Origin of the sequence: Paenibacillus sp. MBLB1832 (genome assembly GCF_032271945.1) — a bacterium.
Classification (GTDB): Bacteria; Bacillota; Bacilli; order Paenibacillales; family NBRC-103111; genus Paenibacillus_E; species Paenibacillus_E roseopurpureus.
The window spans coordinates 5,401,168-5,427,782 of record NZ_CP130319.1 but is presented as its reverse complement, the minus strand read 5'-3'; the positions used below and the strand labels follow the sequence as shown (position 1 = coordinate 5,427,782).

Below are 26,615 nucleotides of genomic sequence, written 5' to 3'. Positions count from 1 at the left end.
GTAACCTAATAAGTGGAAAGTATAATGAACTTACTAAGTGAGAATGCCTTGTAGAGGTGGCGGAGGAATGGGTCAAACGGACAGGTACGGAGTACTATTAGTGAGCGATTCGAAGCGTTCGCGAGAGGTCATGAAGACTATTTTGCATACCGATTCACAGCTAGAACTGACAGGAATAGCTGAGGATGGTAATTCAGCATTGATTTGTATGTTAAGGGAGAAGCCCGATCTAGTTCTGATCGACATGTCCCTGCCAGAATTGATAGGACTAACGGCTCTGCAGCTCATTATGGAGCATAGCCCAACACCTGTTCTTGTGCTGAGCACACATACTTCGGACACGTCGATTGCTACGATTCAAGCGATGAGATTGGGAGCGGCGGATTATTTCCACAAGGACATGCTCGTCTCAGGTCCGAAGAACGATGAGATGGCGGCTTATTTCTTGCATCGCTGTAAGTTGGCTATATATAACGGAATCAAAGGCGTTTACCCTGCGATGGGTCTTAAAAATCAACAATTAGATGCGAATGGAAGTGGCTCTCAATTATTCAATGAATCCTTGCTCCGGAGACGAATGGACGTTGAGTTTCATTTACGCAAGGCTTTGAGCCAGAACGAATTCAAGTTGGTGTATCAGCCCGTTGTTGATATTTCGACGAGCCATGTCGTAGGACTTGAATGTCTGCTGCGTTGGAACAATCCTCATCTAGGCCAAGTGCCGCCGTCTGAATTCATTGCGATCGCCGAAGAAAGTGGTCTCATCCATCCCATTGGGGAGTGGGTGCTGCGCGAGGCGTGTACGCAGAATAAGAAGTGGCAGGAAGCGGGCCTTCCGCCGATGTTCGTCGCTGTGAATTTATCCAGGAAACAGTTTAATAATTACCTGCTTGGCCGAACGGTCGCCACGATTCTGATAGAAACAGGTTTAGCGCCTAAGTATCTGGAGCTCGAAATTACGGAGAGCTTGAGTGTGGATGCTAGATTAGCGACAAGTTCATTGGAAGAACTTAAGAAGCTCGGCGTGCGCATTGCTATGGATGATTTCGGGACGGGGTACAGCTCTTTAGGTTACTTGCGAGATTTCCCCATTGATAAAATGAAAATCGATAAATCCTTCATCAAAGGCATCCGTCATCGGGACGTGAATGCGGTCATTGTGAATGCGATGATTACGATGGCGAAGCAGCTCAATCTACTTCTTGTAGCGGAAGGCGTAGAGACGGAAGAAGAATTGCAAATTTTGCGTGAGTATGGATGCCGCTTCGTGCAAGGGTATTATTATAGCAAGCCTGTCGAATCGAAAGTGATTGAAGAGATGTTAGTTCATCTGATTTAATAGAGATGGATGTTAGAACATAGTCAGGAACAGATTGGTGATGACACTGATGAGAGAATTAATGATTAATTTTGCAGTGATAACGGTCTTCGTCGTATTCATTGAACAAATCTACCACCTCATGAAGTGGGATCAAAGACCGCCATGGATGTATAAGGTGTTCGCGGGACTTGTAAACGGCTTTCTTTGTATTGCCTTGCTCAACTTTAGTGTCCATATTGATACGAATGTCACGTTTAATTTTCGTGGGGTCGGTCTGATGCTTTCCGCGTATTCGGGAGGCTTTGTTTCCGTTATGATTTCGTTTATCCTTTCATGTATTGGCAGGAACATCGTTGAAGGAGGGATGCCCTTCCCACAGGTTATCATCGGTTTTTTGGCGCTCACTGGAGCAAGCATTATTTTCACGAAGGCGAAGACTTTTTGGGGAAAATGGTTATACGGGGTATCCTTCTTTTAATTTTTTATTTCACAGTCATTTATATGGTGTACGGGACTTCGATTAAGGTATTAGGACAATACATTGCGTATCAAATGGGATGCACGATGTTAATCGCGTTCTTGTTGCGCTATCTCATCCGAAATCGAGAATATGTGCAGCGCATTCGGAAGGTAGAAAGCGAACTGGTGGATATGCTGCGCTTCCAGCCAGGCTACACGTTTAAGGTGCATAAATATCGCGGTGAGTTCGTTTATTTATTTGTTGAGGGACAGCTGTTGGATGTACTCGGGTTACGTCCATTTGAATTTTCGGGAAGAACGATCGATGAAGCGAATCAGCTGAATAGCCAAGCCAGAGAACAGGTGAAGATGCACTATGAGAGGGCGTGGCAGGGAGAGCGTGTGACGTATGAGTTCGATCTCAATGGCTACACGGTGGTGGTTAGCTTGCAGCCGATTTATCGGAATGGGGCTGTCCACGAGTTAATTGGCTCGGCCTGCGATGTGACGGAGCACCGGGCCGCTTTGATGAAAGCGAAGACGCGGGATGAGCAGTATCGGACATTGATTGAGAATTCCGAGGATTTTATTTTTCGCTTCCATTTAGACGGCACAATCGCTTCCTCCAACAGTAAAATGTATCTCACCTTCAATTTGATTTCTGATCAAGTGAAGGGCAAGCATTTGGCAGATGTGGTTCAGATGGATGATTTCGATAATTGGGAACATGGCTTCGAACAGACGATCATTACGGGGAAAACGCATCAGTTCGGCATTCATCTCCTTCATCCAGACGGCTCGAAGCATGCGTATAATGTCACACTGTCACCGCTCTTTACGGATGAAGAATCGGAGATCAGCGGTGTTATGGGAACGGTACACGATATTACTGACCTGAAGAAACGCGAAGAAGCGGATCAATCGAATCGTGCGAAAAGTGAATTCCTAGCGAGAATGAGTCATGAAATTCGAACGCCGCTCAATGGCATTATCGGGTTATCGCTGCTCATGCAGCGTACAGAGCTTTCAACGATACAGCAGGATTATCTGAGCAAAATTGACGCCTCCTCCAACGTGCTGCTCGCTACGATCAACGATATTCTGGACTATTCGAAGCTAGAAGCAGGCAAAATGATCATCGAGAAGGTAATCTTCTCGCTGGAAGACTCCCTACAGAAGGTTGCCGATTTGACCAGTGTTTCCTTAGGGCCGAATCCAATCGAAGTCATGCTCGATACGTCGGATGATCTGCCAGAGCTCGTCAGCGGGGATCCGTTTCGAATCGAACAGGTATTAATTAACTTAACGAATAATGCGATTAAGTTTACGAAGCGAGGACATTTGAGGATTAAGGTTGCCTTGGAAGAAACGAGCGATGAAGGCGATATTATTCTATTCGCCATTGAGGATACGGGGATAGGCATTTCTAAAGAGCAGGTAGCGAAGCTATTCGTGCCTTTCTCTCAAGCCGATACGTCTACGAGCCGCCGATATGGGGGAACGGGCTTAGGTCTCGTTATTTGCCAGCATCTCGTTCAGTCAATGGGCGGCGTGCTGCAGGTAGATACACGACCAGGCGAGGGAAGCTGCTTCTATTTCCGCCTCCTGCTGGAGAAGGCTAACAAGGCCGAGGCCGCACTTGCGGAAAGGAGAGCGACGGAGATATCCTTCGCGGGACAGCGTATCCGGCTCGCTGAGGATTATGCGCTTGTCGCGGAGCATTTAAGCGAATTGCTCGGCAGTCTGCAAATGGAGGTCGAGACAGTTTCGACGGCCGCAGCACTGATCGATTCCCTTGAGCAGGATGCATGGAACGGGGAAGCGGTCCCGTATGTGATTCTGGATATGCAAATGGAAGCCTTCAAGGAGCAAGTCGGCCTAGAGCGTGTCATGGCGCCGATTGATCGTTCCCGGACGAAGGTCATCGCCTATACGACACTCGATGGCAGGGAACAGATTTCCGAGCTGCCATCGATCCTGCAGGCGGATGCCGTGCTCGTGAAGCCTGTGAGCAGAGGGATGCTGAAGATGACCTTGGACGGGCTGATTCAGCAAGAGACGCGAACGGTGAAGACCGATTCGCATCTTGCATCGCACACGGCTGAGAAGCAGCTCGTCGCATCCAAGGGAAGTATCCTGGTAGCGGAGGACAATGACATTAATCAGCTTGTCATCACTGAGTTGCTAGGGCAATTAGGCTATCACGTGGTCATTGCGAACAATGGTCGTGAAGCATTAGAGCTAGCGGACCAGGAGGCGTGGAAGCTGATTCTCATGGACATTCATATGCCTGAGATCGATGGTTATGAGGCTACGCAGAAGCTTCGTCAGCGCAAAAGCATGAATCAAGTGCCGATCATTGCACTGACAGCGAATGTTCTCATGCAAGATCGTATGCAAATGCTCAAGTTGGGCATCAACGATTTGCTGATCAAGCCCGTGACAGAGTGGCAGCTCGCCGCCATGCTGGCGAAATGGCAGGATATGAGCTGGCTTACAGCGATTCCAGGCATCGGCACCGAGCAATTGATGAAAAATATCGATCACAAGCTGCACATTTTTCAATATATCATCGAGAAATTCAGACTGGACTATCAACACTTCTATGATCAGGTAATGCCATTTGTACTCAGCGGGGAAAAGGTCGTCGTCAGCCGCAAAATCCACACGTTGAAAGGGATCGCAGCCAATTTCTACGGGGATGCTTTGGTCGCAGCGGTACTTGCGATGGAGAAAGAGCTGGAGACGGGCATGGACGTGACGAGTTGTTCGGCACACTTACAGCGTGTTCAGGATAACATCGATGTCATCCTGGGGACGAGCGAGGCTTTGTTAGTAAATGAGGCGTAATAAGTAGGGGGTGTCCTGGGCGGACACCCGCTTTTCATTTTAGGGGGAACCTGCCAATGTAAGCCCGTAGGTTAACCAGACAACGTGATACGCATTGATAGTTGCATATACGATGACAGTCAAGGTTAGACAGGGCTTCACCCATGTTTTTTGGCGGATATACGGATGCATCATCATTAATACAACCGGGAAAATGAGCTTCACGATATAATAGGTAATAAGATGCCATTCATAAAAACGGCGGATGATCGGATTCGCCTCTTGGATATAGTGGAGCCTCAACCCGATATCGGTGCATACAGCGTCGAGGAGACAGAGAATGAACAGCAAGATCAGCGTTTTGCTTCTGAATAACAATCGAAAGACAGGCATAAATACCCTCGCTCTCCGTCATTGAATTCTCTCTTCTGATACATAATGTATCATTTAGAAGGGGAGTTTGTCCAGTTGCCGTCATGTAGTTAAATTCAGGAGGAAACTTCCCCTAAATACGGTCTAATAGGTATAAATCGAAGCTTATCTGGAATTGCAAGCAGCGATGTAGGTCATCGTTTGCCCTCCTCATGTACCTACTATACCGACTAATGTTTGCGTCAACCATCGATTTTTCACGAAGTAAGGTGACATTTTTGTCATGTTGGGGATGGTGAGGATGGAAAATAAAAAAAGCTGCTCAGATTCGAGCGGCTGAATTCAAAATGAACCAAATAATTCGCGAAGATAATCCCTGCGCCCATGTAAAATACGATGGACTATTACAGTGTCTTGGATGACACGATAGAATACCAGATAGGGATTCACAACAATAAATCGGTAGCCTCGTTGTACAAGTGAATACGCATCTTCGGATATCACTGAACCCATTTCTGGGAAGGTTGCCAATCTCGAGATCTGAAGATCTAACTTTTCCAACAATTTTTCTGCAGCGGAAATATCATCCTTGGATATATACGAGAAGATTTCATCCATATCATCAACTGCTGCTGGAGAATATTTGACACTATTCTTTGGCTGCATCAATTTTTCTCCGTATTCTTGCCATTACTTGGTCATGGTCAAGAAGCTGCTCGCCTTCAGCTATCTGCTTTTCTGCAACCAATAGTTTAGATTGGAGCTTAATGCGAGCTTCCATTCTTCGAAAGGCTTCATGACTCATAACGACTAAATCGGCTTCACCGTTACGCGTTAAAACCACGGGCTCATCAATCTCATGGCAATACTTCGAGAATCCGTTATAATCTTGTCTGATTGTGGTGGAGGGCTTAATATTCATTTTCACGTCCCTTTCAAATAACATTATTCTGACTATATTATATCATTAAACTAGTACTTCGTGTATCTTCCGCATTACCTTCATCCCCAACCCAAAAACAAAGCCCACCCCATCGCCAAAAGCGATAGGGCAGGCTCACTTACACTTATAACACTTTCGTCGTCCAAGACTCACAGTTCCAAGTATCCGTCACGACATCGCGATAAAATTCAGGTTCGTGAGAAATGAGCAGGATGCTGCCTTTGTACGCTTTCAGCGCACGCTTCAACTCATCCTTCGCATCCACGTCCAAATGGTTGGTCGGCTCATCGAGCACGAGTAGGTTCGTGTCGCGGTTGATCAGTTTGCACAGGCGAACCTTCGCTTTTTCTCCACCGCTGAGCACGACGATTTTGCTCTCGATGTGCTTCGTCGTCAGTCCGCAACGAGCGAGCGCTGCGCGCACTTCGAATTGGTTCAAGGACGGGAACTCGTTCCACACTTCATCGATACACGTGTTGTTGTTGGCTTCTTTGACTTCCTGCTGGAAGTAGCCGATTTGCAGGTTTTCACCCTTCTGCACGTTACCAGAAATCGCGGGGATTTCGCCTAAGATACTACGAAGCAGCGTCGTTTTCCCGATTCCGTTGGCACCGACGAGGGCGATTTTCTGACCGCGTTCCATACGCAGGTTCAGCGGACGAGATAATGGCGTATCGTAACCGATGACCAGATCCGTTGCCTCAAAGATAAGCTTCCCAGACGTACGTCCTTCCTTGAAGTTGAACTGCGGCTTCGGTTTCTCCTTCGCCAATTCGATGACATCCATCTTGTCGAGCTTCTTCTGTCTGGACATCGCCATGTTCCGCGTGGCCACGCTCGCTTTATTACGAGCAACGAAGTCCTTCAAATCAGCAATCTCTTGCTGTTGACGCTTGTAAGCGGACTCGAGCTGGGATTTTCTCATTTCGTGAACTTCTAGGAAATGGTCGTAGTCGCCGACGTAGCGGTTCAACGCTTGATTTTCCATGTGGTAAATCAAGTTAATGACGCTGTTCAAGAATGGAATATCATGCGAAATGAGGATGAAGGCATTCTCATAATCGTTCAGGTAACGCTTCAACCATTCGATGTGCTGCTCGTCCAAGTAGTTCGTCGGCTCATCGAGGAGCAGAATGTCTGGCTTTTCGAGCAGGAGCTTTGCTAACAGAACCTTGGTCCGCTGCCCGCCGCTGAGGTCATGCACGTCTTTATCCAAGCCGACATCGGTCAGACCCAAGCCGCGAGCCGTTTCTTCGATTTTGGCATCGATCATATAGAAATCTTGATTCGTTAACGTATCTTGAATCGTTCCGACATCCTCAAGCAATCGCTCGAGCTCTTCAGGCGACACATCGCCCATGCGGCCGTACATATCGTTCATTTCTTGTTCCATGTCGAACAAATATTGGAAAGCGCCTTTCAGCACGTCGCGCATCGTCATGCCTTTGCTCAGCACCGCGTGTTGATCCAGGTAGCCAACGCGCATGCGCTTGGACCATTCGACTTTCCCGTCATCTGGTTGCAGCTTCCCGGTGATGATGTTCATGAAGGTTGACTTCCCTTCACCGTTTGCACCGATAAGTCCGATGTGCTCGCCTTTAAGCAGGCGGAACGATACATCGTTGAAGATAGCGCGGTCTCCAAAACCGTGACTCAGTCGTTCTACATTTAATATACTCATGAATGACACCTTTTCTATTGTACTTTTTTTGCTTCTTACATTTTATTATAAACGATAGGAAGCAAACAACTCCCCCAGGTGAATAAAAAATGGCAAACTACATCCGCAGACCGAGATGAGGTTAAAGCTCACGCCTGATGAGTGCAGGCCGGGAACGCTTTATGATAAAAGAGTCAAAACACACGTGAAGATCAGGCAGGCATTGCCTATTTGATGAAGGAGGTACCTAAGATTATGCAAGGAAGTAACAAGAAATTAGTAATGATCGGTCTCATGCTAGGGCTCATTTTCTCAGAGCTGGACCAAACGGTGGTGTCAACAGCGTTACCTACGATTATCCGTGATTTGCACGGGTTATCATTGTACGGCTGGGTGGCGGGCATTTATATGCTGTCGATTACGATGTTTATGCCGATTTTTGGGAAGCTGGCGGACATTTACGGACGTAAACGCATCTACATGAGCTGCGTCGGTCTATTCTTGGCGGGTTCGATTATTTGCGGACTGGCGGATTCCATGACCGTGCTGCTCATAGGCCGTGGCGTGCAAGGCATTGGTGCAGGCGGGCTGATGCCGCTAGCCATGATTATTATCGGGGATACGTTCGAGCTGGAACAGCGTGCGAAGCTGCAGAGCTTCATCGGACCGTTACTCATCCTGCCGCAGCTGCTTGGACCGACGGTCGGTGGTTATTTCGTTAGCCATGTGAATTGGCATTGGATTTTTCTGATTAACATACCGATTGGCGTTTTATCCGCGGTGATTATGTGGAAAGGGCTGCATGATTCGGGTCAAAAGGAAAAGAAATCCATCGACTGGGCAGGTGCATGTACCTTAGTGCTGTCGATGTTCTCGCTCTTGCTGGCGCCAGTGCTCATTGATGTCAAAGGATATACTTGGACCTCGACGCCGATCCTGGGCTTGTTGGGGATGTTCGCGGCGCTTACCGCACTGTTCATTCGGATTGAAATGAGGGCAGCGGAGCCCATTATTCCGTTGTCACTATTCAAGAATCGTTCCGTTGTTGTGCTGTCCTGTATCGTATTCCTGACAATGCTTGGGGTGATGGGTGGGATATCTGGATTTCCTTTCTTCGCTCAAAATGTCATGGGCATGACGCCGACAGCCTCCGGCTACTTGTCGCTAGCCTTCATGGCGGGTGCCATTCCAGCTAGTATTCTCTGCGGGAATTTGATTACCAAAGTGGCGTACAAACACTTGTTCATCCCTTCGTTCCTTTTCCCGATCGCCAGTTACATCATGCTGTCGCGGATTCATGTCGATACAACGGTGATGTATATTATCGTCGGGTTTTTCATCCTGGGACTTGGCATCGGTGTCCTGTTCGGTTCCGATAACCTGATCGTACAGGAGTCGGTTGCGAAGGAACACACGGGTGTCGGTGTGGCAACCGTGCAGTTGTTCCAGGCGATCGGTACGACGCTTGGATTCAGTATTTTCGGCAGCCTGCTGTCGCGGAATATAACGACAGGCTTATCCAGCCTATCGGATCAATTCCCAGCGGGCACGTCGGAGACGATCCTCAATGGCGGCATCCCGCAAGGACTTTCGCCAGATCTGCTGCTGCGGATCAAAACCGTCTTTGCTGAAAGCTTTCAGCATATGTTCGTGATCGGCATCGGGTTTGCCGTTGTGGCGCTCATCGCGTGCTTCTTCATGAAGCACGAGGTGCTGTCGAGCCACGAGGGAGAGGCTGCGGTGTCGGCTTCGACGGGTGCAAGCGCATAATGGGCTGGGAAAGAGAGGAGCTGCGGAGGCAGCTCCTCTTTCCATTTCCGTTAGACCCTTGTGTTCGATTGGGATGAAGTTGTGTTCAATCCTCTCATTTTCGCGGCGGTGAGGCTCTTTTATACTGAGAGTAACGAAATTACTTTTAGAAAGGGTGAGCCCGATATGCGTACACATCCTAGTACATCTTCCAAAAAGCAGGCTCAGCAGTGGGTCTCCGCTTTCAACTTGAAGGGCCGCTGGGAATCGCCTTTAGCAGGTTATTTGTTTATCTCTCCCTGGCTGCTTGGCTTCTTGCTCTTAACCTTATGGCCGATGATCCGTTCGGTTTACTATTCCTTTACCAAATTTACGTTGTTGGATGCACCTGATTGGGTAGGCATGCGAAACTATGAACGCATCTTTACGGATGATGAAACGTTCCGACAGTCTCTCTATGTCACGCTGATGTTCGTTGTCATCTCCGTGCCGCTGAAGCTATTGAGCGCCCTATTGGTCGCTATGCTGCTGAACAAAAACATCAAGGGTATCTCCATCTACCGTACATTCATTTATTTGCCATCTCTGATCGGAAGCAGTATTGCCGTCGCTGTTCTATGGAAAAACATCTTCGGAATCGACGGTTTTATTAATAAGTTTTTGAGCGTTTTTGGCGTGGATGGGATCAGTTGGATCAGTAGCCCTGGCACGGCGCTCGGTACGTTAATTATTTTGGTAGCGTGGCAGTTCGGTTCTTCGATGGTCATTTTCCTTGCAGGGCTGAAGCAAATTCCAGCAGAGCTATATGAGGCGTCCTCGGTTGATGGCGCGTCGAAGCTTAGACAATTTTTCAACATTACGTTACCCATGCTTTCTCCCGTGCTGCTGTTCAATCTAGTGCTGCAGACGATCGGCTCGTTCCAAATGTTCACCCAGGCTTTCGTTATTACTAAAGGCGGCCCGATCAACTCCACGTATATGTACGCACTGTATTTGTACGAGAGAGCTTTCGCCCGCTATGACATGGGCTATGCCTCTGCCTTAGCATGGATTCTACTCGTTATTATTGGCATCGCGACTGCCCTGATCTTCGCATCGTCCCGTTACTGGGTATTCTATGAGACAGAAGGAGGCCGTAAGAAATGACAATCATGCAACGCCGGACCCTCGGCTCTCATATCTTCTTGGTGGTATTCAGTATCCTGATGGTCTATCCGATCCTGTGGTGGGTTGGGGCTGCATTCAAATCTAATGATGAGATGAGCTCGCCTAATCTCTTCCCTAAGGACTGGCTGTGGAGCAACTTCACCGATGGTTGGGTCGCGCTTCCGAAATATACATTCACGCACTTTTATATCAATACCTTCGAGCTTATATTGGGCGTGTTGATTACATCGGTGCTTTCCTGCAGTCTCGTCGCTTTCGGCTTTGCCCGTCTTGATTTTCCACTTAAAAATGTCTGGTTTTCCATCCTAATGGTCACATTGATGCTACCTAGTCAGGTAACGATGGTTCCGCAGTACATCATGTTCAATACATTTGGTTGGGTGAATACGTACTTGCCCTTCTATGTTCCGCATGCATTAGCGGGCGGCATTGGCGGACCGTTCTTTATTTTCCTGCTTATTCAGTTCATTCGCGGACTTCCGAAGGATCTGGACGAGTCGGCCAAAATTGACGGTTGCAGTTGGTTTGGCATATACTGGCGCATCATCCTGCCACTAACGAAGCCTGCACTTGTAACAGTAGCTATCTACTGCTTCCTGTGGAATTGGGACGATTTCTTCGGTCACTTGCTGTATATCAACTCGGTGGATAAATACACGGTAGGACTTGCGCTCAAATTGTTTGTGGACAGTCAGTCTGCTCTGCCTTGGGGGCAATTGCTCGCGATGTCACTCCTATCGATCATTCCTTCGCTCATTATCTTCTTTATGGCTCAGCGCCATTTTGTTGATGGCATTGCTTCTGGTGCAGTGAAGGGGTAAAATTTCTAAGATGAGAAGCTGCGACATTGTGCAGCTTTTTTGCTTTTGGGGATGACTGTCGGAGGAGAGTGTCGGGATGAATTTATTCAAACGAGTACGAATTGATCGGTTGTTTTTCAGCAGTTTTGCTTCTTTCATTTCGATCTTATTGCTTATTTTTACATGGATCAGCTACAGTGTGACCTCTCGTGAGCTCGCAGATACGTCGTCGTACTACCAGCAGGATATGCTCAATGAGCTGAATAAACAGATAGATATCCAGCTCAAATCAATCGAGCAAATGTCGCTTGCTGCATCCCGAAACATTAATACGATTGGCTATGATCCATTTGAGAAGGATTACTTTGAGCTGTTCCATCGAAAGGACGATATGTTGCGGATGCTGGCAAGCATCACCTACAGCACGACGATGGTACAGTCGATCTACTTATACATGGATAATCCGTCACAGACGGACCCCCAAGCGCCTGTGCAAATTCTGGATATGGCGCATGTTCGAGATGAGGCATGGTATCCAGAGATTCAGAAATCAGACTTTTCCTGGATTGAGGAGCGTACGCTCCCAACGAACAATGGACCGCAACAGTTTATTAGTTTCGCTCGTAAGCTATATAACAATTCGGATAGATACTATGGGTTGCTGATGCTCAATGTGAAGGCGTCTGCGATTGAAAGTCTTGTTCGCGGAGAGACCGAGGGGAAGGAGAAGAATCGATTGCTGCTGGATGCTAGCGGTAGAACGATCGCTGCGATTGGTGAGCCGACTTTAAGTGATAGTGAGCTTCAGTTAATCAGCAGCAAGGACATCTCATCGAATTATATTCACCTGCCAGGCAATCGAGGTGAGGGATCTCTTCTCGTCTGGAGCAAAGTGCGATCGGAATGGACGCTGATTGAAATCACGCCATGGAAAAACATTGTACAACCGAGTATCCACTTGGCTTATATGTTAGTTTCCGTTGGCCTATCGGCGATATTCATCACCGCCTTCTTCACGCTGTTTCTGTCCAAGCAATTCACGAAGCCGATTCGTCTATTGCTTTCGCGAATGGGACGCGTGCCAGCCACAGGGGCTGCAATGGATTTACCTACGGATTATCAAAATGAGTTCGGGAGTTTATTCAACGGTTACCGCCGACAGATGGAGCGAATTGACGAACTTCTGCAATCGCTGCAATCCCAGCATAAGCGTCAGCGGGAAGCGGAGATATTGGCGTTGCAAGCAATGATTAATCCCCATTTTTTATACAATACATTGGATCAGTTGAATTGGATTGCTATCGATTCCGGGCAAGAAAAAATCAGTGCAATCGTCTCGTTAATGGGTAAAATGTTCCGAATCGGCCTATCCAACGGAGAGACGGTCATTCCGATTCGGGATGAGCTAACGCATGTGGATTGCTACCTGCAAATTCAAAAAATCCGATGGGGGGAACGTCTCGCCTACACCATTGATGCAGAGGAGGAGCTGAAGGAACTCTTCATTCCCCGTTTAACGATACAACCTTTTGTAGAGAATGCATTCATTCATGGTTTTCATGGCAGACGGGCGGGAGACATTCACATCACCTTAAGACGCAAGGACAATGATATAGAAATTATGATTACCGATAATGGCGTAGGGATGAAGCCAGGTTGGGATCTGTCGAAGCCGCGCAAAACTGGTGGCTACGGTGTTAAGAATGTCATGGAGCGAATCGCAGCTTATTTCGGTCAGCCTTACGGCGTCACGATGCGTGACCGACTGGGGGGCGGAACGGAAGTCGCCCTGCGGCTGCCCATTTTGCACAATAAAACAGAGGTGGAGGAGACATTTCATGTGGAGAGTACTGATTATTGATGATGATTTTCAAGTGCTGGAGGGGATGAAGAAATCCATCCCTTGGGAAAGGTTGGAGGCCGAATGGGTAGGAGAAGCGATGGATGGGCAGGAGGGACTCCAGAAAGTCAAGGAAACGAGCCCGGACATTGTCATTACCGATATTTATATGCCCGTGATGAACGGACTTGAGATGATTGAGCAATTGAAGCAGGACGGATTTTCGGGGGAAATCATCATTCTCAGCGGTTATTCGGACTTTCAATACGCTCGACAGGCGCTGAGGCTGCAGGTCAGTGATTACTTATCCAAACCTGTGACGATGGATGAGTTGGGTGGTGTGTTGGAACGAGTGATCCATGAGCTGGAGATGAAAGAAGCGGAAAGATTGGAGCAGGCGGAGACACGGCGCAGGCTGATGATGTACGAGCCCTTCGTGCAGAAGGAATGGCTGAAGACGGTCGTCACGGGTACGCAGGAGCGGGCCATAACGGAGGAAAGCATGACGCCTATGAAACAGGGGGCGTGGCTGAGTCAGAAGCATTTGATCATGGGCATCGAGCTGATGGGAACAAACCGTGTGATGAATGTAAGTTTAACGGATTGGAGCTTATACAGGTTCGCTGTGGCTAACATCATCCGTGAAGTGCTGGAGCAAGATTGGCCGCGATCGGAGTTCATCGAGTTGCACAGCCATCATGCTGCCATCGTGTTTCACATCCCGTTAGCGCAATCGGACGCTGATGCATGTGCGCGAATAAGGGAAATTGGCAAGCACATCACGGCATGTACCTTCACCTATTTGAAGCTGAGCATCCGTACTGGAATGGGAAGCGTTCAGACGGACTGGAAACAGCTTTCTGACTCCACGGAGGAGGCTTTCTTGGATCTGCTACAGCAAACACTGACCGAAGATCAGGGGACTCGCCTGACCAAACCAGACGTGGTAGAACCCGATTTCACGATTCGGCCCATCAAGTTTTATCAAGAGCTGGCTGAGGCGATTGTATATGCCAAAGAGGAGGAGACTTTGGCCATTGTTGACGCCTATTTGGAGCAGCTCCGCCAAATGCCTTCTGTCACGCCGGCTTATCTACAATACTTATGCTCGGAGCTGTGGACGATACTGGCCTACTCGTTATACAGCACGGGTGTCGTGCTCGACGATCTGTTCCCTGGAATGCGGGCAGGTCAGGAGATTGCCAAGATTCAATCGATCGGGGAGCTCCGCGAATGGCTCAAGAATAAAATCGTTGGCATCTCCTCACAACGCGGTTGGAGCGAACAATCCAAGCATAAGGAAGCCATTGATTTCATGATTCAGTACGCGCACGAGCATTATGCGGAGGATATTGTTTTGGAAGATTTGTCGAAGCAATTGTATCTATCCCGTAATTATTTGAATCGCATGTTCAAAAAAGCGATGGGGGAAACCTTCACGAACTATATGATCCGCGTGCGGTTGGAGAAAGCCAAAGTCCTGCTGGCGGAAGGCAAGTATATGATTTATGAGATCGCGGAAAAGATCGGCTACAAAAATGTAGCTTATTTCAGTGCCATTTTCAAAAAACAGTATGGTATGAATCCTAGCGAGCTCGGCAAGAAATAGTTTGTGCTCGATTGTGGTAGAAATGTGTTCATTACTCTTATTTTGAATGTCTCCTTCGATACCTATAATGAAGCTAGAAGCGTTGCTGATGAATGTAGCTATAGGGTACCTTCGTTATTCATCGGAGCAGCTTTAACACATGGACCTGAATATGGGAAGGGGTTAGCGGAATGTTGAACAAGCAGATAAAAAGATGGGGTGTACTTACAATTACAGCGCTTACGGCTGTAAGTCTTGCCGCTTGTGGCTCGAATGCCAAAACGGAGGAAACCGTCAAACCGAGCAGCAGTTCGGCACCAGCTAGCGATAAGCCAGTGAAGCTGCGCATTGTATGGTGGGGCTCACAAGCTCGACACGATGCTACCTTGAAAGCGCTGGATGCTTATACGAAAAAACATCCGAACGTTACCTTCGAACCAGAGTTTTCCGGTTTTGATGGCTATGCGGATAAGCTAGCTACTCAAGCAGCAGCGAAGAATGCGCCTGACATTATCCAGATGGACCCAGCTTGGTTAGCTGAATATAGCGGTAGAAACCAGCTTGTGGACTTGTCCAAAGGTATCAATACGGCGGATATCGATAAGTCTCTGGTCGATTCTGGTAAATATAAAGATAAGTTGTATGCAATTCCACTCGGAAATAACGCGACAGGCATGGTATTCAACAAGAATGCGGTCGATAAGCTCGGCATCACACCTCCGGCTAACGGCTGGACATGGGATCAGTATTTCCAATTCGGCCGAGACGCGAAAGCGAAGCTGGAGAAAGACAAGTACGCATTAATGGATGCCACGAGTGATTACACCGTGTATGCTTCTTATCAAAGCAGCCAAGGCAAGGGATATCCGGTTACAGTCGAAGGCAAATTCAATTTAGATAAAGATACGTACCTCACGTTCGTGAAGAAATATGCGGATCTGCGAAAAGAAGGCGTGGTTCCCCCGCCAGATATTGCAACAACAGATAAAGAATCCGATGCGAAGCTGGATCTGATGAACAACGACACCGTGTTGATGAAGCGCAGCTTTGCTGCCCTCTTCCCAGGCTATGAAGGTGTGAAGCCAGGAGCCTACAAATTGGTTACACAGCCTAAAGGTGCTCAAGCCAGCGGCTTCCTGAAGCCGTCCATGTTCTGGTCCATCAGTGCGGACTCCAAGAACATCGAGGCGTCCAAAGCGTTCATCGACTGGTTTGTAAATGATACGGAAGCAGCGGATATTCTAACGACAACACGAGGTGTACCCGTATCCAAAAAGGTTCTAGATTACTTGACGCCGAAGTTGACGCCTGCAGATAAGCAGCAAATTGAGCTGATTAAGAATGTAGCTCCGGATGCGCAACCATTTAATCCAGGCGCCAAAGGATGGAGTAACTATACGGCTAAGGATTTCAAAGACATTGGTGAAAAAGTCATGTTTGGCAAAATCACACCAGAAGCGGCGTATGATGAATTGGTGAAAAAAGCAAAGGACTATCAATAAACTAAAACAATTGGAAAACCCAGACTGTCGATAAGATATCGGCGGTTTGGGTTTTTCTCGTGAAACAGCCTTTCAGCTGACGCTTACAATGAAATTAGCTATTTCTTGCCCCAACAAGTAATTGGCATGGTAAAATAAACCATACAAATGAAGCGAGGGAGCGCCTATGATCACACATTTTGCTCATCTACAGCTACAAACGGTTTCCATTCAAGGTATTAAACATTTTTATCATGAACTGCTGCGCTTCCCCATTAGCTATGAGTCGGAACAAGAGATACATGTCCAGTCCACTGCGCATTGCACCATCTCTTTTATCGAGACCGCTGAGCCAATCGCTCCCGCGCATTTCGCTTTCGAAGTGCCTTACTCGGTCTTTGATGAGGTTGTAAATTGGGTGGAGCAGAAGCCTATTTTGCTTCTTCACTGGGATGATGGCAGGGTGATCGATCAGTTCAAAACGGGGAAAAATGTGTACTTCCGCGACGTTGACGGAAACTTACTGGAGATCATCGCGCATCCCTATATCCCAAAAGACATTCTCACTGCGAGTGGTCCGCTGCATATCCTTTATTTGCGAGAAGTCGGCTTCCCAGTTGAAAGCGTGATCAATTTCAGAGAAAATCTTGTTGAACTTCTAGACTTCAAACTCGACAAGGTGTCCGATCTCTTCACGTTTGCCATAGGTGGAACTGCTCATGCAGTTATCCCTTCTACGCGTAGGAAATGGATTCCGATTGCGATGGTTGCCTTACCGCCAGCGATGCACGTTACATTCGGCTCGTCTGATGTGACATTCATAGATGAAGTGGAGAGGCGCTTGCAACAGAAAGGGATCTCATACCAGCGTAAAGCGAAGGGGGATCTTCATTTTAAAATAGATGGATATCACTTAAGTGTATGTCTCACAACTTTTCCGAAAGAGGCGCTAGGCCGATTAGGATTGCCTTTTTCGATCGTGTAAAGGTGGCTGACCGCAATGGCAATGAAAGCTGTGCTATTTGATTTAGATGGAACTTTGCTGGACCGAGATACCTCGCTCGCAGCATTCGTGCGCGATCAATATGACCGATATGCCCAATTTCATCAGGTGGATAAGGGGACTTTTGTACAGCGATTTATCGATCTGGATGAGCATGGTTATGTGTGGAAAGATAAGGTGTACCAGCAACTACTGATGGAGTATGCGATCGAGGGCATTGGTTGGAACGAGCTGCTTGATGATTATCTGGTAGGTTTTCAAAAGCATTGCGTCGGCTATCCCCATCTCGTGAGCATGTTGACTGAGGTTAAGAAACATGGACTGAAGACCGCACTTATATCAAATGGATATGGACAATTTCAATATGATAATGCGATCTTTCTGAGAGGAGCTTCACGGTTAGATGTAGGAGCGAATGAGGCTATATTTGTAGGGGATCATCCTGAAAATGATATTAGAGCCAGTCAAGCAGTCGGTATGAAAGCGGTATGGAAGCGGAATAAGCTACACGAGAGCCTTGACTACGCGGATATCATAATTGACCAATTAGACGAGCTACTTCCATACGTCAAAAGTTTATGACGTTTATACCTGAGGAGGGTTACATATGATCGAACATCTCGTTATCTTCAAATTCAATAGCGCCATCACGCCCGCTAAGCAAAACAACCTGCTCGAGCAACTGCTCGCATTTCGCGGTAGAATTCCTGGCATTGTTGATCTCAGTGCGGGGATTAATGTGACGGAGGAAACGGAGAACGTACACGGATATACGTTGGGATTGCGGGTTACGTTCGAGGATCAGGCCGCTTTGCGAGCCTACGGACCTCATCCTGTGCATCAGGCTTTCGTGCAATCGTTAGACGGCATGTTGGACAATGTGGTGGTTGTTGATTATCCCAAGGTATAGTCGGCGTGTGTGACGGAGGTGCGCTCATCAGTGCATCCCCGTACATGCTTCATTTAAGATTAGTGGAATTTGCTCTAGTTCATGGGGAAAGTCCTCATGGAGCAGCAACTTTTTCATCAATTCGCGGCGCAAGTCTCGCCATCATAGCAGCCATTTGAGCGCGCGTTGAGGTCTTCGTCGGTCCAAACGTTGTAGGTGTGAGACCATCGATTAAACCGTTAGCATACAGCGAAATGATCGCACTGTACGACCAGCTTGCTTTGGGAACGTCGGTAAATGGTGAGTTCGTACTTGAATCTGAAATCTGAAGCGCACGTTTAAGCAGGGCGCTTAGCTGTTCACGCGTCAATGGATCGTTAGGTTTGAAATGAGAGGCATCCAAGCCGTCAACGATCCCATTGCTATACGCGTTGCGAATATCAGCTTCAGCCCAGTGGCCTTTCGTGTCAATGAAAGGATTTGTTGATCCTTTCGGAGTAAGCTCCAAGGCACGAACCAATATCGTAGCAGCTTGAGCGCGTGATAGGTTTTGTTCGGGTGAAAAGGTGGTCGAATTGCCAGTCATCCAATTTTTGCTGGAAACAAACATGATAGGGTCTAAAGCCCAATATGTACGTGAAACGTCGGCAAAATAGGTGCCATTTTGCCACCTTGCGAAGTAATCCCATGTAGCAGGCGTTTCCTGATACAAGCTCCAAGAGCCATTGCCTGCGACGCCATATTGGTTGGAGACAAGAATTTTTTGTTTAATGGAAGTTTCATTCTCATACCACAGCATATAGTTTCCTGCAGTTAACTCGGTGCTCGCTACAAAAGTGCTCTGTCCAGCAGGAATCGTGATATTGCAGTATGGCGACTGTTTGACCTTATCGTAAGATTCGGAAGCGCCGAATTTCTGTAAGATGCCAGCGACTTTATTATTTGAAACGCCAAGCCCCTGTACGTTGTCCCCGTTTAAAGTTGGGCCATCCAATTTCCATATTCGTCCGTAAAACGGAACTCCCATGACGATTTTACTTTTTGGAACACCTTGATTTATGGTATATGTTAGTGACTTCTCGAAGAAATCGATGGAAGCTACAGGACCTGAGGGACCCCCGTCGTATGATTCGTCATAAGACATGACCATCAAATAATTCGAAGTTTTTGCAAGTTCGTTATAATCATAGAAGCCTTGCCAGCCTGTCGTCCAACCCTGCGGGTTCGCGGCGACGGCAACGGAAACTTCTTTGCCTGCTGGTATTTTGGCTCGTATTTTCTGAACGAAGGTCGTAAATTTAGCGCGATAAGCGTCTCCGACACCTTCAATATCGACGTTGATTCCGTCAAATCCATACTTACTCACAGCAGCCGCGATGTCTGTTGTGATTTTTTCAGCATTTTGATCCACGGCGGCAATTCCATTCGGTTTGTCCCAGTGATTAGAGAGGAAGGGAACAACTTTAATACCTCTTCTATGCATTTCAGAAATAAAAGAAGTATCGAGCTTCCATGTAATTTCAAGTTCTCCGTTAGCCACAATGTCCAGATAGTTAGGCGATACCGCTGTCAGTGTATTTTTCGTTAAGTCGATTTGATTGAGATACGAGCTTGGCGATCCGAAATATAAATAGGAGATATTGATTTTTTTAGTTTCTGAACTGCTGACGGTTTCTACTATAAATAGCAGTAAGAGTGAAATCAGGATAAGGCGTCTCATTGGCTGGCCTCCCCTTGATAACGGAATTCGTAAACGTCGTTTATGAAATTGGCATCGTACGTTGCGCCTTGGATCGAGAATGGATCGTGATTATTGATGTCAGTTAAGTCCGCATCGGGGCGAACGCCGATCTCACGCAATACAATAGAAGTTGCAGATGGATCATCCAGCTTGGATAGCGTAGCAATGAGATGTGTCCAGCAGTCAATCATCATAAATCGTTCTTTTTTCGACGAGGGCGTACCTGTGATGGTGACGGAATCGATTTCATCCGCGGCGTTAACCGTGGCCGTCAGATGTACAAAAGGGGCAAGCTGCACGTTGAATGAAGGCACACTTTTAGGTATTTTTTTTACGACGACTGGGTCAATGGATTGCCCATACCCGACAGTATCATTCAAACCATTCCACACCTTGTGAAATCGATCTGATTTGAGACGCTTCGGCTTTGAAGCTTGGAGCATCTGCATATGTCGTTCATGAATCTGCATCCGTTCTACAGCCTGCGACTGGATGCCGTGCTCAGCATTGGGTTCCTGACTACAGCCAGTGACAATGAATAAACTGCACGTAAAACTTACCCAAACACTGCGGAAATTCATTGCGTACCACCTTCTACCGAAAATAAATGACAATACACTTCTTTCATTTTGTGTTGATTAGTAACATTTATGAAGGTAAATGTATCCATTTTTTAGGAGAAGCGAGGTATAAACAAAAACAGCCCTTCCTGAATTGGAAGAGCTGTTCATGATGTGCCACGAATGGCAATCAACTAGGTCGTCGATGTGGATCATTTCACTTTGCGATAATCCTTCGGCACGATACCCTTACTCTCTCGGAAAATTCGCGAGAACGTCTTGTACGAACCAAACCCAGACTCCAGTGCGATCTCCATGACACTCATGTCGGTGGATACGAGCAAGGAGCAGGCGTGGCGCAACCGCAGATCGTGCAAGAAATGCACGAAGGTTTGCCCTGTCGTCATCTTAATGACCTCGCTGATGCGGGATACGCTCATCGAGAAGCGCGAAGCTAGATCGGATAGCGCTAGGTCCTCCTGGTAATTTCGGTGGATATAATGAATGATCGGCCACACCGAGTGGCTGGCTTTCGATGAAGTTTTGGCCGCATCCAGCGTGGCCGCATCTTGAGCGCCGTGTTGGAATCGCCGCCGATCAAATCGGATCAGAATCTCCTTCAATTTGGCCTTCAGCAGGGTCTGTCTGTGACGCTCATCCCCCTGATACTCGCCATACATATCTTCAATAAGAGCAATCATCTGCTGATGATCCGTCCCATCGAATTGCACATAGGGAGGCCATTCATTCGTGTCGTTAAATAAATCGGACAACCCCTGATCATTCCCAGGCTCCATGAGCAAATCCATACTGAACATGCCGTTATAAAGCACGAGTTTTTGACCTGGATCCGTAAAAATTTCATGCACTTGATACGGCAGCACGAAGGTGAAAGTCCCTGGCGCCATGACATGTTTAATATCATTAATTGTCTCAGTGCCATGCCCCTCCACGACATAAGAGAACTCCAAAAAATCGTGACGGTGTGCTCGATAGCCGTTCGCGAGTGTGTTTCGACTAAGGTGAAAAGGGAAGGGGGAGTGCATATTGGGATACGTTTTCAAATAAGCTGGAAAATACGTCATGCGCGTTCAGGTCTCCTTCGAAGAAATGGGACGTTTTCCGAATATACGGTACGACTTCTAGGTGATCTTATTTTATCATAAATACAAGGTCAACAATGCCTACTTATGAGGAGGAACGTATTGTGGGAAGCGTTAACAAAATTAGAATTGGCATTATTGGAGCAGGAAATATTGGCGGTGTCCATATTCGGGAGTTTTCGAAGCTGGGCAGTCAATGTGAGATTACAGCGATTACAGATGCGTTTCTGCCACTAGCTGAAGCGAAGGCACAGGAGCATGGCATTGCTCACGTGTTAGCCACCCCAGAGGAGCTCATTCATCATACGAATGTGGATGCTGTCATTATTGGTGTTCCGAATCAATATCATGCTGCGCTTGCCGTACAGGCGATTGATGCGGGCAAACATGTGCTAATCGAGAAACCGATGGGCATCAATGCCGCAGCGGCAAAACTAATTTATGAAGCGAGCCAGAAGTCGAACGCGATCGTCATGATCGGGCATCAAATGCGCTGGGAATCCGTGCCGATGCAGATTAAGGAGCAGATCGATGCAGGTGAACTGGGCAAAATCTATACGGCCAAAACAGGCTGGTTCCGCCGCAAAGGTATCCCAGGCTGGGGAACATGGTTTACCAAAATGGACGAGTCCGGCGGCGGCCCGCTGATTGACATCGGTGTGCATATGCTGGATCTGGCCCTGTACCTGATGGGAAATCCGAAACCAGTTTCGGTCGTTGGCGCAACGTACGCGGAGTTCGGACCACGTCGCAAAGGGATCGGCACCTGGGGGAAACCGAATTGGGATGGTTACTACGATGTAGAAGATTTGGCTACCGCGCTGATTCGGATGGAAGATGGCAGCACGTTAACGCTTGAAGTGAGCTGGGCTGTGCATATGGATACGGATAATACGCCGTTCGTGCACCTCATGGGCTCGGATGGCGGGGCTAGCTATAAGGGAGCCAAGGGTAAATTATTAACAGAGAAGTTCAATCGTGCAATCGAGACGGAGCTGACCAAACCGGACAACGACGAGGGCGAACGCCAGCGGCTCAGCGCACATTTCTTGGCGTGCATCCGTGAAGGCAAACAGCCGATCACATCGGCGCTGTCTGGCTATACGAACAATTTGATCTTGGACGCGATCTATGAGTCCTCACGGACAGGCAGTGAAGTGAAGCTGAACTGGGATTAGAAGGCTGGGCATGTAACCAATCGCAGGTACCAAGTGGAGGGATATTCGATGCTAAGAGGATTAACAAGAGCAGGTTTAGGTCAGATCGAGAGCGACGTGCAATTCATAGAGTTAGCGGCAAAATATGGCTTCCAAGCGGTTGATCTCGACGCTTTGAGCCTTGTGGAAGCGCACACCCTTGATGGTGCGCGAGTATTATTAGAGCGTAATGGACTCGTCATCGGGTCCATTGGATTGCCCGTGGAATGGCGGACCACGGAGGAAGCGTTTCGCGCGGGCCTGCCGAAGCTGGCGCAGGCCGCAGAAGCGGCTGCAGCGCTCGGTTGCACGAGCTGCTGCACGTATGTGCTGCCCTCGACGGACCTCGGGGCAGCGCACTTCATGGCGCTCGCGACGCGCAGATTGCGCACGTGCGCCCAAATCCTAGGCGCCTACGGCATCCGCCTAGGATTGGAGTTCGTCGGTCCGCATCATTTGCGGACCCGGTGGAAGCATCCGTTCATCTGGACACTGGATGAAACGCTGGATTGGATCGATGCCATCGGCGAGCCGGGCGTGGGCTTGCTATTCGACGCGTACCATTGGTACACGACGGGCGGGACGATCGCGGATATCGAGAAGCTTCGCCCCGATCAAATCGTGCACGTGCACATCAATGACGCACCGGACGTGCCGGTCGCAGATGTGCTCGACAACGGACGCCTGTACCCAGGGGAAGGCGTCATTGATCTGGCAGGCTTCCTGCAAAGCCTGCAGCGGATTGGCTACGCCGGCGTCGTGGCGCAGGAAATTTTGACCGCAACGCCGCCGACGGATTCACCGGAGAGCTTGGCGGAGCGCTCCAAAGCGGGCTTCGATAAGGTCTACGCCGCGGCGGGTATGAAGTAGTTGAGAGATGGAGAGCGGATCCTTGGGGGTCCGCTCTTTATTTAGAATAAGCAGGGGTGGCCCCCATATCTCTCAACGTCGACAAAAATTCCTAGGATTCGACCCCATCGTGTGACAAACTTTTTATGAAATCTCAGTTACGATTTTAAAAAAGCGAAAAGGAGATAAGATCATGCAAATTAAGAATAAACAGGACCTCAGCTTGATTTTGGACAACTTTTCTAACTTCGCAGAGTGGGACGCAGCAGGAAAGAAGTATTATTTGGTCTTTGCCGACAAGAAACGTGGGGGTCAATGGACCTTGATGCAGTATGAAGACGATCGTTTGAGCATACATGGGTTGGGGACGGAGTACGAGGATGCCGAAGAGTTGTTCTTCGAAGACCGTAACCAAGTGCTATCATTCCTGTGGGACAACCGTGCCGCTCTGAAAGCGGCGGTTCAAACGAGCCAAGTCGTATCCGCATAACGGCACGACGCACAACCGCTGGATGGACAAGCCTCGCGGCCGTCCCGACAACAACAGCCTGCAAAACCACCAACCATTCGTTGGTGGCTTCGCAGGCTGTTTGCTTTGCCTTGATGCCTTTTCCAGCTGGCCCCTACACCTAAGCCATACCCTCCTTCTGCTTATCCCGGTACTGGCCAGGCGTGAGCCCTTCCTGCTTGCGGAAGGAGCGGATGAAGTTCTGCGAGTTGTTATACCGCAGCTTCGAGGAGATGTCCTTGATCGGCATGTCCGTCTCGGAAAGCCATTTCTTCGCCATGTTGAAGCGGTAGTTGGACAGGTAGTCGCTGAAGGAGCAGTTCGTCTCCTTGCGGAAAATGCTGCTCAAGTAATTCGCATTGTAATGCAGACGCGACGCACATTCCTCGAGCGTGAGGTCAGTGTCGTAGTAATGCTGCACGAGATCAATAATTTTCTCAGAAATGTTGTGATACTGCGCATCCTGTCTGTCGCGGTAAATGCGAATGAGCGGATGTACAACCTCCGTCCAGAACCAGTCCTCGATTTCGACGGTGCTATGCAGGTCGAGCAGCTCTTCGAACAGCGAGCCTTGATTCGGATGAATCTGGCTCAACGCAATGCCCGACTCCTGCATCATCATGAGCAGGTTGTTCAGCAGACGCGCCAGCGGAATCTGATATTCCTGCGGGGAGAGCTGCGCCGCGAATACAGCCTGAAGCAGCTGCTTCAGCCCCTCGCGGGATTTATCTTTTTCAGCAAGTTTAATGCTGTCAATTAATTCGTTCTCGATCGGCTTCGGATAGTTGAGATTCAAATAATGCTTGCCTGAGTTGATATTCTCATACTGGATAATGATGCCTTCGCCGAGCTTGATTCGATGTTTCAGGGCCTCGAGGCCTTCCTTGTACGCCAGCGCCATTTGGGAGAACGTATGGAACGGCAGGGAGATCCCGATCGAAATGTGCAGCTTCAAGAAGTTGTATATATGTTGCTGTACCTGCTCCGTCAAGCCGTAGACCATGGTGCGGAAGTCGCTATCCACCGAGTCAGGACTGCCGATCATAGTGACGACGGTTTGATCAATCAGAATCGGCGCAAGGCGCTGCTCCGAGGGGATCAGCTCCTCCAGCATGTTGTGCACGGCGAAGAGCAGCAGTTCCATATCTTTTTTCTCATACCGCGTCTGGTCGATGGCATCAATTTGGATCGTAATGACCGACATCGTTTTCCACGCGGCTATATGCTCGGAGTACCCGAACTGGGCCAATTTCTCCAACAGATCGCCAGATTTGATATGTCCTTGGAATGCTTTGATCAAGAAGAAGGTGCGGACTTGTCCGATGTGCTGGTGCACTTCTTTTTCAAGCTGCGACTTCGACTGGAACAAGGTGTGAACGTGCTCGCTGATCATCTGGAATTCATTGGCCTTCCGCTGCTGATTCACGGTGACGAGGCCGCCAATCTGGTTCAGCAGGAGCTGGATTGGTGAGTACATTTTGCGTGAGCCTACCCAAGCCAAGAACATCGACAGCAGGAGCATAAAGACGCAGATGTAGATCGTATACGTTCCGATTTTGCTGGATTCCTTCGTCAAACTATCGATGGAAGTGAGGGACAAGTACGTCCAGTTATTCAAGTTTGAGCGCAGAAATGATACTGAGTAGGGCTTATCGTGAATGTTCGCGCGGAACTGCCCGCTTGGGGCATCAAGCGCTTTAAGCTCGGTCAAGCCAGCTGCTGTGATCGTTTTCCCTATCAATCCCGGATCGCGGTTCATCAGAATCCGCTGCTCTTCATCGATAATGACAATATCATCCGGGTGCGCGGAGTCACTTTGAATCATATCCTGCAGGGAACAAGCGGGAATATTGGCTAAGGCCATGCCGAATTGATCGAGACCGGTGGTTGGCAGCTTTTTGATAAGCGAAATACTGTACTCACACGGCACACTTCTCGCATTCTCTTCGGTGTAGAACCACTTAGAAGGGCTTAGAGTCCACTTGCTGTTCTCTTGTGTGTTCATCATGAGAGTTAGTTTATCAGCAAAAGGATAGCTGTCAAAACGATATAAGCCGGAATTTTTGATCATCCAATTCTGCTTCGCGTTAATCAAGAGCACATCTTCCAACCGTGTGTCAAAAGATTGCATGTAGCGAATCTCGCTGCGGAGATCGTCATACATCATGAAATCGGTTACAGTGAGCGGCATATCCATGGCTTTCTTGAGTACGGTCGAGTTAATGACTTGATTGAGTGTATGGTTGACAGTCGTTAATTTCTGCTCTACATTGGAATTGATTTGCGTGATTAACTGCATTTTTCCTTCGTTGACATTTTTTTGGATCTCACTGGAAGACGTGACGAAGGCAAAAGCGCCGATGAAAATCACCGGCAATGTGCTCAGCAGGAAGCTGAAAATTGTCATTTTGCTAAGAAAACTTAAAGAGCGCATCGCATCCAACACCTTATCTATTCGAAGATTCATTTGTCAGACTATCTATGTATTGTAGACAGAAGCGCGAGCTAGATCAATAATCATCTGCAAAATGGATAATCATTATCTCAGATTGGCGGT

General features: G+C 48.2%; 23 protein-coding genes. 15 read left to right on the top strand and 8 right to left on the bottom strand.

Annotation, left to right across the window (positions count from 1 at the left end):
* Nucleotides 1-67: 67 nt before the first annotated feature.
* From MJB10_RS24520 to MJB10_RS24510, 3 genes are read left to right on the top strand one after another with little or no spacing between them, the layout of a single operon-like run.
* The gene (locus MJB10_RS24520; RefSeq protein WP_314799659.1) at nt 68-1,339 is read left to right on the top strand and encodes an EAL domain-containing protein; all 1,272 of its coding nucleotides are present in this window, start codon (nt 68-70) and stop codon (nt 1,337-1,339) included.
* 40 nt (nt 1,340-1,379) lie between these two features.
* Nucleotides 1,380-1,799, top strand: coding sequence for a LytS/YhcK type 5TM receptor domain-containing protein (locus MJB10_RS24515; protein WP_314799657.1), 420 nt, complete (start codon nt 1,380-1,382; stop codon nt 1,797-1,799).
* Nucleotides 1,772-4,630, top strand: coding sequence for a hybrid sensor histidine kinase/response regulator (locus MJB10_RS24510; protein WP_314799656.1), 2,859 nt, complete (start codon nt 1,772-1,774; stop codon nt 4,628-4,630). Before MJB10_RS24515 ends, MJB10_RS24510 begins: the two co-directional genes overlap by 28 nt.
* Nucleotides 4,631-4,669: 39 nt before the next feature.
* On the opposite strand, the gene MJB10_RS24505 is transcribed toward MJB10_RS24510, so the two are convergent.
* The 4 genes from MJB10_RS24505 to MJB10_RS24490 form a co-directional block, all read right to left on the bottom strand.
* On the bottom strand, nt 4,670-5,002 hold the full coding sequence (locus MJB10_RS24505; protein WP_314799654.1) for a DUF5658 family protein: 333 nt from the start codon (nt 5,000-5,002) through the stop codon (nt 4,670-4,672).
* Between the two features lie 321 nt (nt 5,003-5,323).
* Nucleotides 5,324-5,647 carry a type II toxin-antitoxin system RelE/ParE family toxin gene (locus MJB10_RS24500; protein ID WP_314799652.1) on the bottom strand — a complete coding sequence of 108 codons (324 nt, stop codon included), beginning with the start codon at nt 5,645-5,647 and terminating at the stop codon, nt 5,324-5,326.
* The gene (locus MJB10_RS24495) at nt 5,631-5,903 is read right to left on the bottom strand and encodes a type II toxin-antitoxin system Phd/YefM family antitoxin (RefSeq protein ID WP_314799650.1); all 273 of its coding nucleotides are present in this window, start codon (nt 5,901-5,903) and stop codon (nt 5,631-5,633) included. Before MJB10_RS24495 ends, MJB10_RS24500 begins: the two co-directional genes overlap by 17 nt.
* 145 nt (nt 5,904-6,048) lie before the next feature.
* The gene (locus MJB10_RS24490; RefSeq protein ID WP_314799648.1) at nt 6,049-7,605 is read right to left on the bottom strand and encodes an ABC-F family ATP-binding cassette domain-containing protein; all 1,557 of its coding nucleotides are present in this window, start codon (nt 7,603-7,605) and stop codon (nt 6,049-6,051) included.
* 234 nt (nt 7,606-7,839) lie between these two features.
* Here MJB10_RS24490 and MJB10_RS24485 point away from each other — a divergent pair, with 234 nt between their 5' ends.
* The 9 genes from MJB10_RS24485 to MJB10_RS24445 all read left to right on the top strand — a co-directional run bounded on the left by MJB10_RS24485 (nt 7,840) and on the right by MJB10_RS24445 (nt 18,122).
* Nucleotides 7,840-9,354 (top strand): MDR family MFS transporter, encoded by a 1,515-nt coding sequence (locus MJB10_RS24485; RefSeq protein WP_314799646.1) that lies wholly within the window; start codon nt 7,840-7,842, stop codon nt 9,352-9,354.
* Between the two features lie 165 nt (nt 9,355-9,519).
* Complete coding sequence (locus MJB10_RS24480; RefSeq protein WP_314799644.1) at nt 9,520-10,479, top strand: carbohydrate ABC transporter permease; 960 nt, start codon at nt 9,520-9,522, stop codon at nt 10,477-10,479.
* Nucleotides 10,476-11,321, top strand: coding sequence for a carbohydrate ABC transporter permease (locus MJB10_RS24475; protein WP_314799643.1), 846 nt, complete (start codon nt 10,476-10,478; stop codon nt 11,319-11,321). The genes MJB10_RS24480 and MJB10_RS24475 overlap by 4 nt, the downstream gene beginning before the upstream one ends.
* Nucleotides 11,322-11,397: 76 nt before the next feature.
* Entirely contained in the window at nt 11,398-13,161 is a 1,764-nt protein-coding gene (locus tag MJB10_RS24470; RefSeq protein WP_314799641.1) for a sensor histidine kinase, read from the top strand.
* Nucleotides 13,139-14,749, top strand: a complete 1,611-nt coding sequence (locus MJB10_RS24465) for a response regulator transcription factor (RefSeq protein WP_314799639.1) — start codon at nt 13,139-13,141, stop codon at nt 14,747-14,749. Before MJB10_RS24470 ends, MJB10_RS24465 begins: the two co-directional genes overlap by 23 nt.
* A 170-nt stretch (nt 14,750-14,919) precedes the next feature.
* A complete protein-coding gene (locus MJB10_RS24460) occupies nt 14,920-16,230 on the top strand; it encodes an ABC transporter substrate-binding protein (RefSeq protein ID WP_314799638.1) in 1,311 nt (436 codons plus the stop codon).
* A gap of 166 nt (nt 16,231-16,396) precedes the next feature.
* A complete protein-coding gene (locus MJB10_RS24455; RefSeq protein WP_314799636.1) occupies nt 16,397-17,194 on the top strand; it encodes a VOC family protein in 798 nt (265 codons plus the stop codon).
* A 15-nt stretch (nt 17,195-17,209) separates the two neighbouring features.
* On the top strand, nt 17,210-17,794 hold the full coding sequence (locus MJB10_RS24450; protein ID WP_314799634.1) for an HAD family hydrolase: 585 nt from the start codon (nt 17,210-17,212) through the stop codon (nt 17,792-17,794).
* Nucleotides 17,795-17,819: 25 nt separating this feature from the next.
* Nucleotides 17,820-18,122, top strand: a complete 303-nt coding sequence (locus MJB10_RS24445; RefSeq protein WP_314799632.1) for a Dabb family protein — start codon at nt 17,820-17,822, stop codon at nt 18,120-18,122.
* 94 nt (nt 18,123-18,216) lie between these two features.
* On the opposite strand, the gene MJB10_RS24440 is transcribed toward MJB10_RS24445, so the two are convergent.
* The 3 genes from MJB10_RS24440 to MJB10_RS24430 all read right to left on the bottom strand — a co-directional run bounded on the left by MJB10_RS24440 (nt 18,217) and on the right by MJB10_RS24430 (nt 21,487).
* Nucleotides 18,217-19,821 carry a glycosyl hydrolase family 18 protein gene (locus tag MJB10_RS24440; protein ID WP_314799630.1) on the bottom strand — a complete coding sequence of 535 codons (1,605 nt, stop codon included), beginning with the start codon at nt 19,819-19,821 and terminating at the stop codon, nt 18,217-18,219.
* On the bottom strand, nt 19,818-20,423 hold the full coding sequence (locus MJB10_RS24435; RefSeq protein ID WP_314799628.1) for a hypothetical protein: 606 nt from the start codon (nt 20,421-20,423) through the stop codon (nt 19,818-19,820). The genes MJB10_RS24440 and MJB10_RS24435 overlap by 4 nt, the downstream gene beginning before the upstream one ends.
* 191 nt (nt 20,424-20,614) lie before the next feature.
* Complete coding sequence (locus MJB10_RS24430; RefSeq protein ID WP_314799626.1) at nt 20,615-21,487, bottom strand: AraC family transcriptional regulator; 873 nt, start codon at nt 21,485-21,487, stop codon at nt 20,615-20,617.
* Between the two features lie 122 nt (nt 21,488-21,609).
* Between MJB10_RS24430 and MJB10_RS24425 the strand changes: the two genes are divergently transcribed.
* From MJB10_RS24425 to MJB10_RS24415, 3 genes are all read left to right on the top strand, one after another.
* Nucleotides 21,610-22,683, top strand: coding sequence for a Gfo/Idh/MocA family protein (locus MJB10_RS24425; RefSeq protein ID WP_314799624.1), 1,074 nt, complete (start codon nt 21,610-21,612; stop codon nt 22,681-22,683).
* 48 nt (nt 22,684-22,731) lie between these two features.
* A complete protein-coding gene (locus MJB10_RS24420) occupies nt 22,732-23,571 on the top strand; it encodes a sugar phosphate isomerase/epimerase family protein (RefSeq protein WP_314799622.1) in 840 nt (279 codons plus the stop codon).
* Nucleotides 23,572-23,743: 172 nt separating this feature from the next.
* Nucleotides 23,744-24,040, top strand: a complete 297-nt coding sequence (locus MJB10_RS24415) for a hypothetical protein (RefSeq protein WP_314799621.1) — start codon at nt 23,744-23,746, stop codon at nt 24,038-24,040.
* A 139-nt stretch (nt 24,041-24,179) separates the two neighbouring features.
* On the opposite strand, the gene MJB10_RS24410 is transcribed toward MJB10_RS24415, so the two are convergent.
* On the bottom strand, nt 24,180-26,465 hold the full coding sequence (locus MJB10_RS24410) for a helix-turn-helix domain-containing protein (protein ID WP_314799619.1): 2,286 nt from the start codon (nt 26,463-26,465) through the stop codon (nt 24,180-24,182).
* Between the last annotated feature and the right edge of the window lie 150 nt (nt 26,466-26,615).

What these genes read in the sequence shown, in the direction of transcription:
- MJB10_RS24495 (WP_314799650.1), bottom strand. Translation starts at nt 5,903, where the DNA reads ATGAATATTAAGCCCTCCACCACAATCAGACAAGATTATAACGGATTC.
- MJB10_RS24480 (WP_314799644.1), top strand. Translation starts at nt 9,520, where the DNA reads ATGCGTACACATCCTAGTACATCTTCCAAAAAGCAGGCTCAGCAGTGG.
- MJB10_RS24415 (WP_314799621.1), top strand. Translation starts at nt 23,744, where the DNA reads ATGCAAATTAAGAATAAACAGGACCTCAGCTTGATTTTGGACAACTTT.
- MJB10_RS24490 (WP_314799648.1), bottom strand. Translation starts at nt 7,605, where the DNA reads ATGAGTATATTAAATGTAGAACGACTGAGTCACGGTTTTGGAGACCGC.
- MJB10_RS24510 (WP_314799656.1), top strand. Translation starts at nt 1,772, where the DNA reads ATGGTTATACGGGGTATCCTTCTTTTAATTTTTTATTTCACAGTCATT.
- MJB10_RS24435 (WP_314799628.1), bottom strand. Translation starts at nt 20,423, where the DNA reads ATGAATTTCCGCAGTGTTTGGGTAAGTTTTACGTGCAGTTTATTCATT.
- MJB10_RS24515 (WP_314799657.1), top strand. Translation starts at nt 1,380, where the DNA reads ATGACACTGATGAGAGAATTAATGATTAATTTTGCAGTGATAACGGTC.
- MJB10_RS24465 (WP_314799639.1), top strand. Translation starts at nt 13,139, where the DNA reads ATGTGGAGAGTACTGATTATTGATGATGATTTTCAAGTGCTGGAGGGG.
- MJB10_RS24520 (WP_314799659.1), top strand. Translation starts at nt 68, where the DNA reads ATGGGTCAAACGGACAGGTACGGAGTACTATTAGTGAGCGATTCGAAG.
- MJB10_RS24470 (WP_314799641.1), top strand. Translation starts at nt 11,398, where the DNA reads ATGAATTTATTCAAACGAGTACGAATTGATCGGTTGTTTTTCAGCAGT.
- MJB10_RS24445 (WP_314799632.1), top strand. Translation starts at nt 17,820, where the DNA reads ATGATCGAACATCTCGTTATCTTCAAATTCAATAGCGCCATCACGCCC.
- MJB10_RS24505 (WP_314799654.1), bottom strand. Translation starts at nt 5,002, where the DNA reads ATGCCTGTCTTTCGATTGTTATTCAGAAGCAAAACGCTGATCTTGCTG.
- MJB10_RS24475 (WP_314799643.1), top strand. Translation starts at nt 10,476, where the DNA reads ATGACAATCATGCAACGCCGGACCCTCGGCTCTCATATCTTCTTGGTG.
- MJB10_RS24500 (WP_314799652.1), bottom strand. Translation starts at nt 5,647, where the DNA reads ATGCAGCCAAAGAATAGTGTCAAATATTCTCCAGCAGCAGTTGATGAT.
- MJB10_RS24460 (WP_314799638.1), top strand. Translation starts at nt 14,920, where the DNA reads ATGTTGAACAAGCAGATAAAAAGATGGGGTGTACTTACAATTACAGCG.
- MJB10_RS24420 (WP_314799622.1), top strand. Translation starts at nt 22,732, where the DNA reads ATGCTAAGAGGATTAACAAGAGCAGGTTTAGGTCAGATCGAGAGCGAC.
- MJB10_RS24450 (WP_314799634.1), top strand. Translation starts at nt 17,210, where the DNA reads ATGGCAATGAAAGCTGTGCTATTTGATTTAGATGGAACTTTGCTGGAC.
- MJB10_RS24440 (WP_314799630.1), bottom strand. Translation starts at nt 19,821, where the DNA reads ATGAGACGCCTTATCCTGATTTCACTCTTACTGCTATTTATAGTAGAA.
- MJB10_RS24455 (WP_314799636.1), top strand. Translation starts at nt 16,397, where the DNA reads ATGATCACACATTTTGCTCATCTACAGCTACAAACGGTTTCCATTCAA.
- MJB10_RS24485 (WP_314799646.1), top strand. Translation starts at nt 7,840, where the DNA reads ATGCAAGGAAGTAACAAGAAATTAGTAATGATCGGTCTCATGCTAGGG.
- MJB10_RS24410 (WP_314799619.1), bottom strand. Translation starts at nt 26,465, where the DNA reads ATGACAATTTTCAGCTTCCTGCTGAGCACATTGCCGGTGATTTTCATC.
- MJB10_RS24430 (WP_314799626.1), bottom strand. Translation starts at nt 21,487, where the DNA reads ATGACGTATTTTCCAGCTTATTTGAAAACGTATCCCAATATGCACTCC.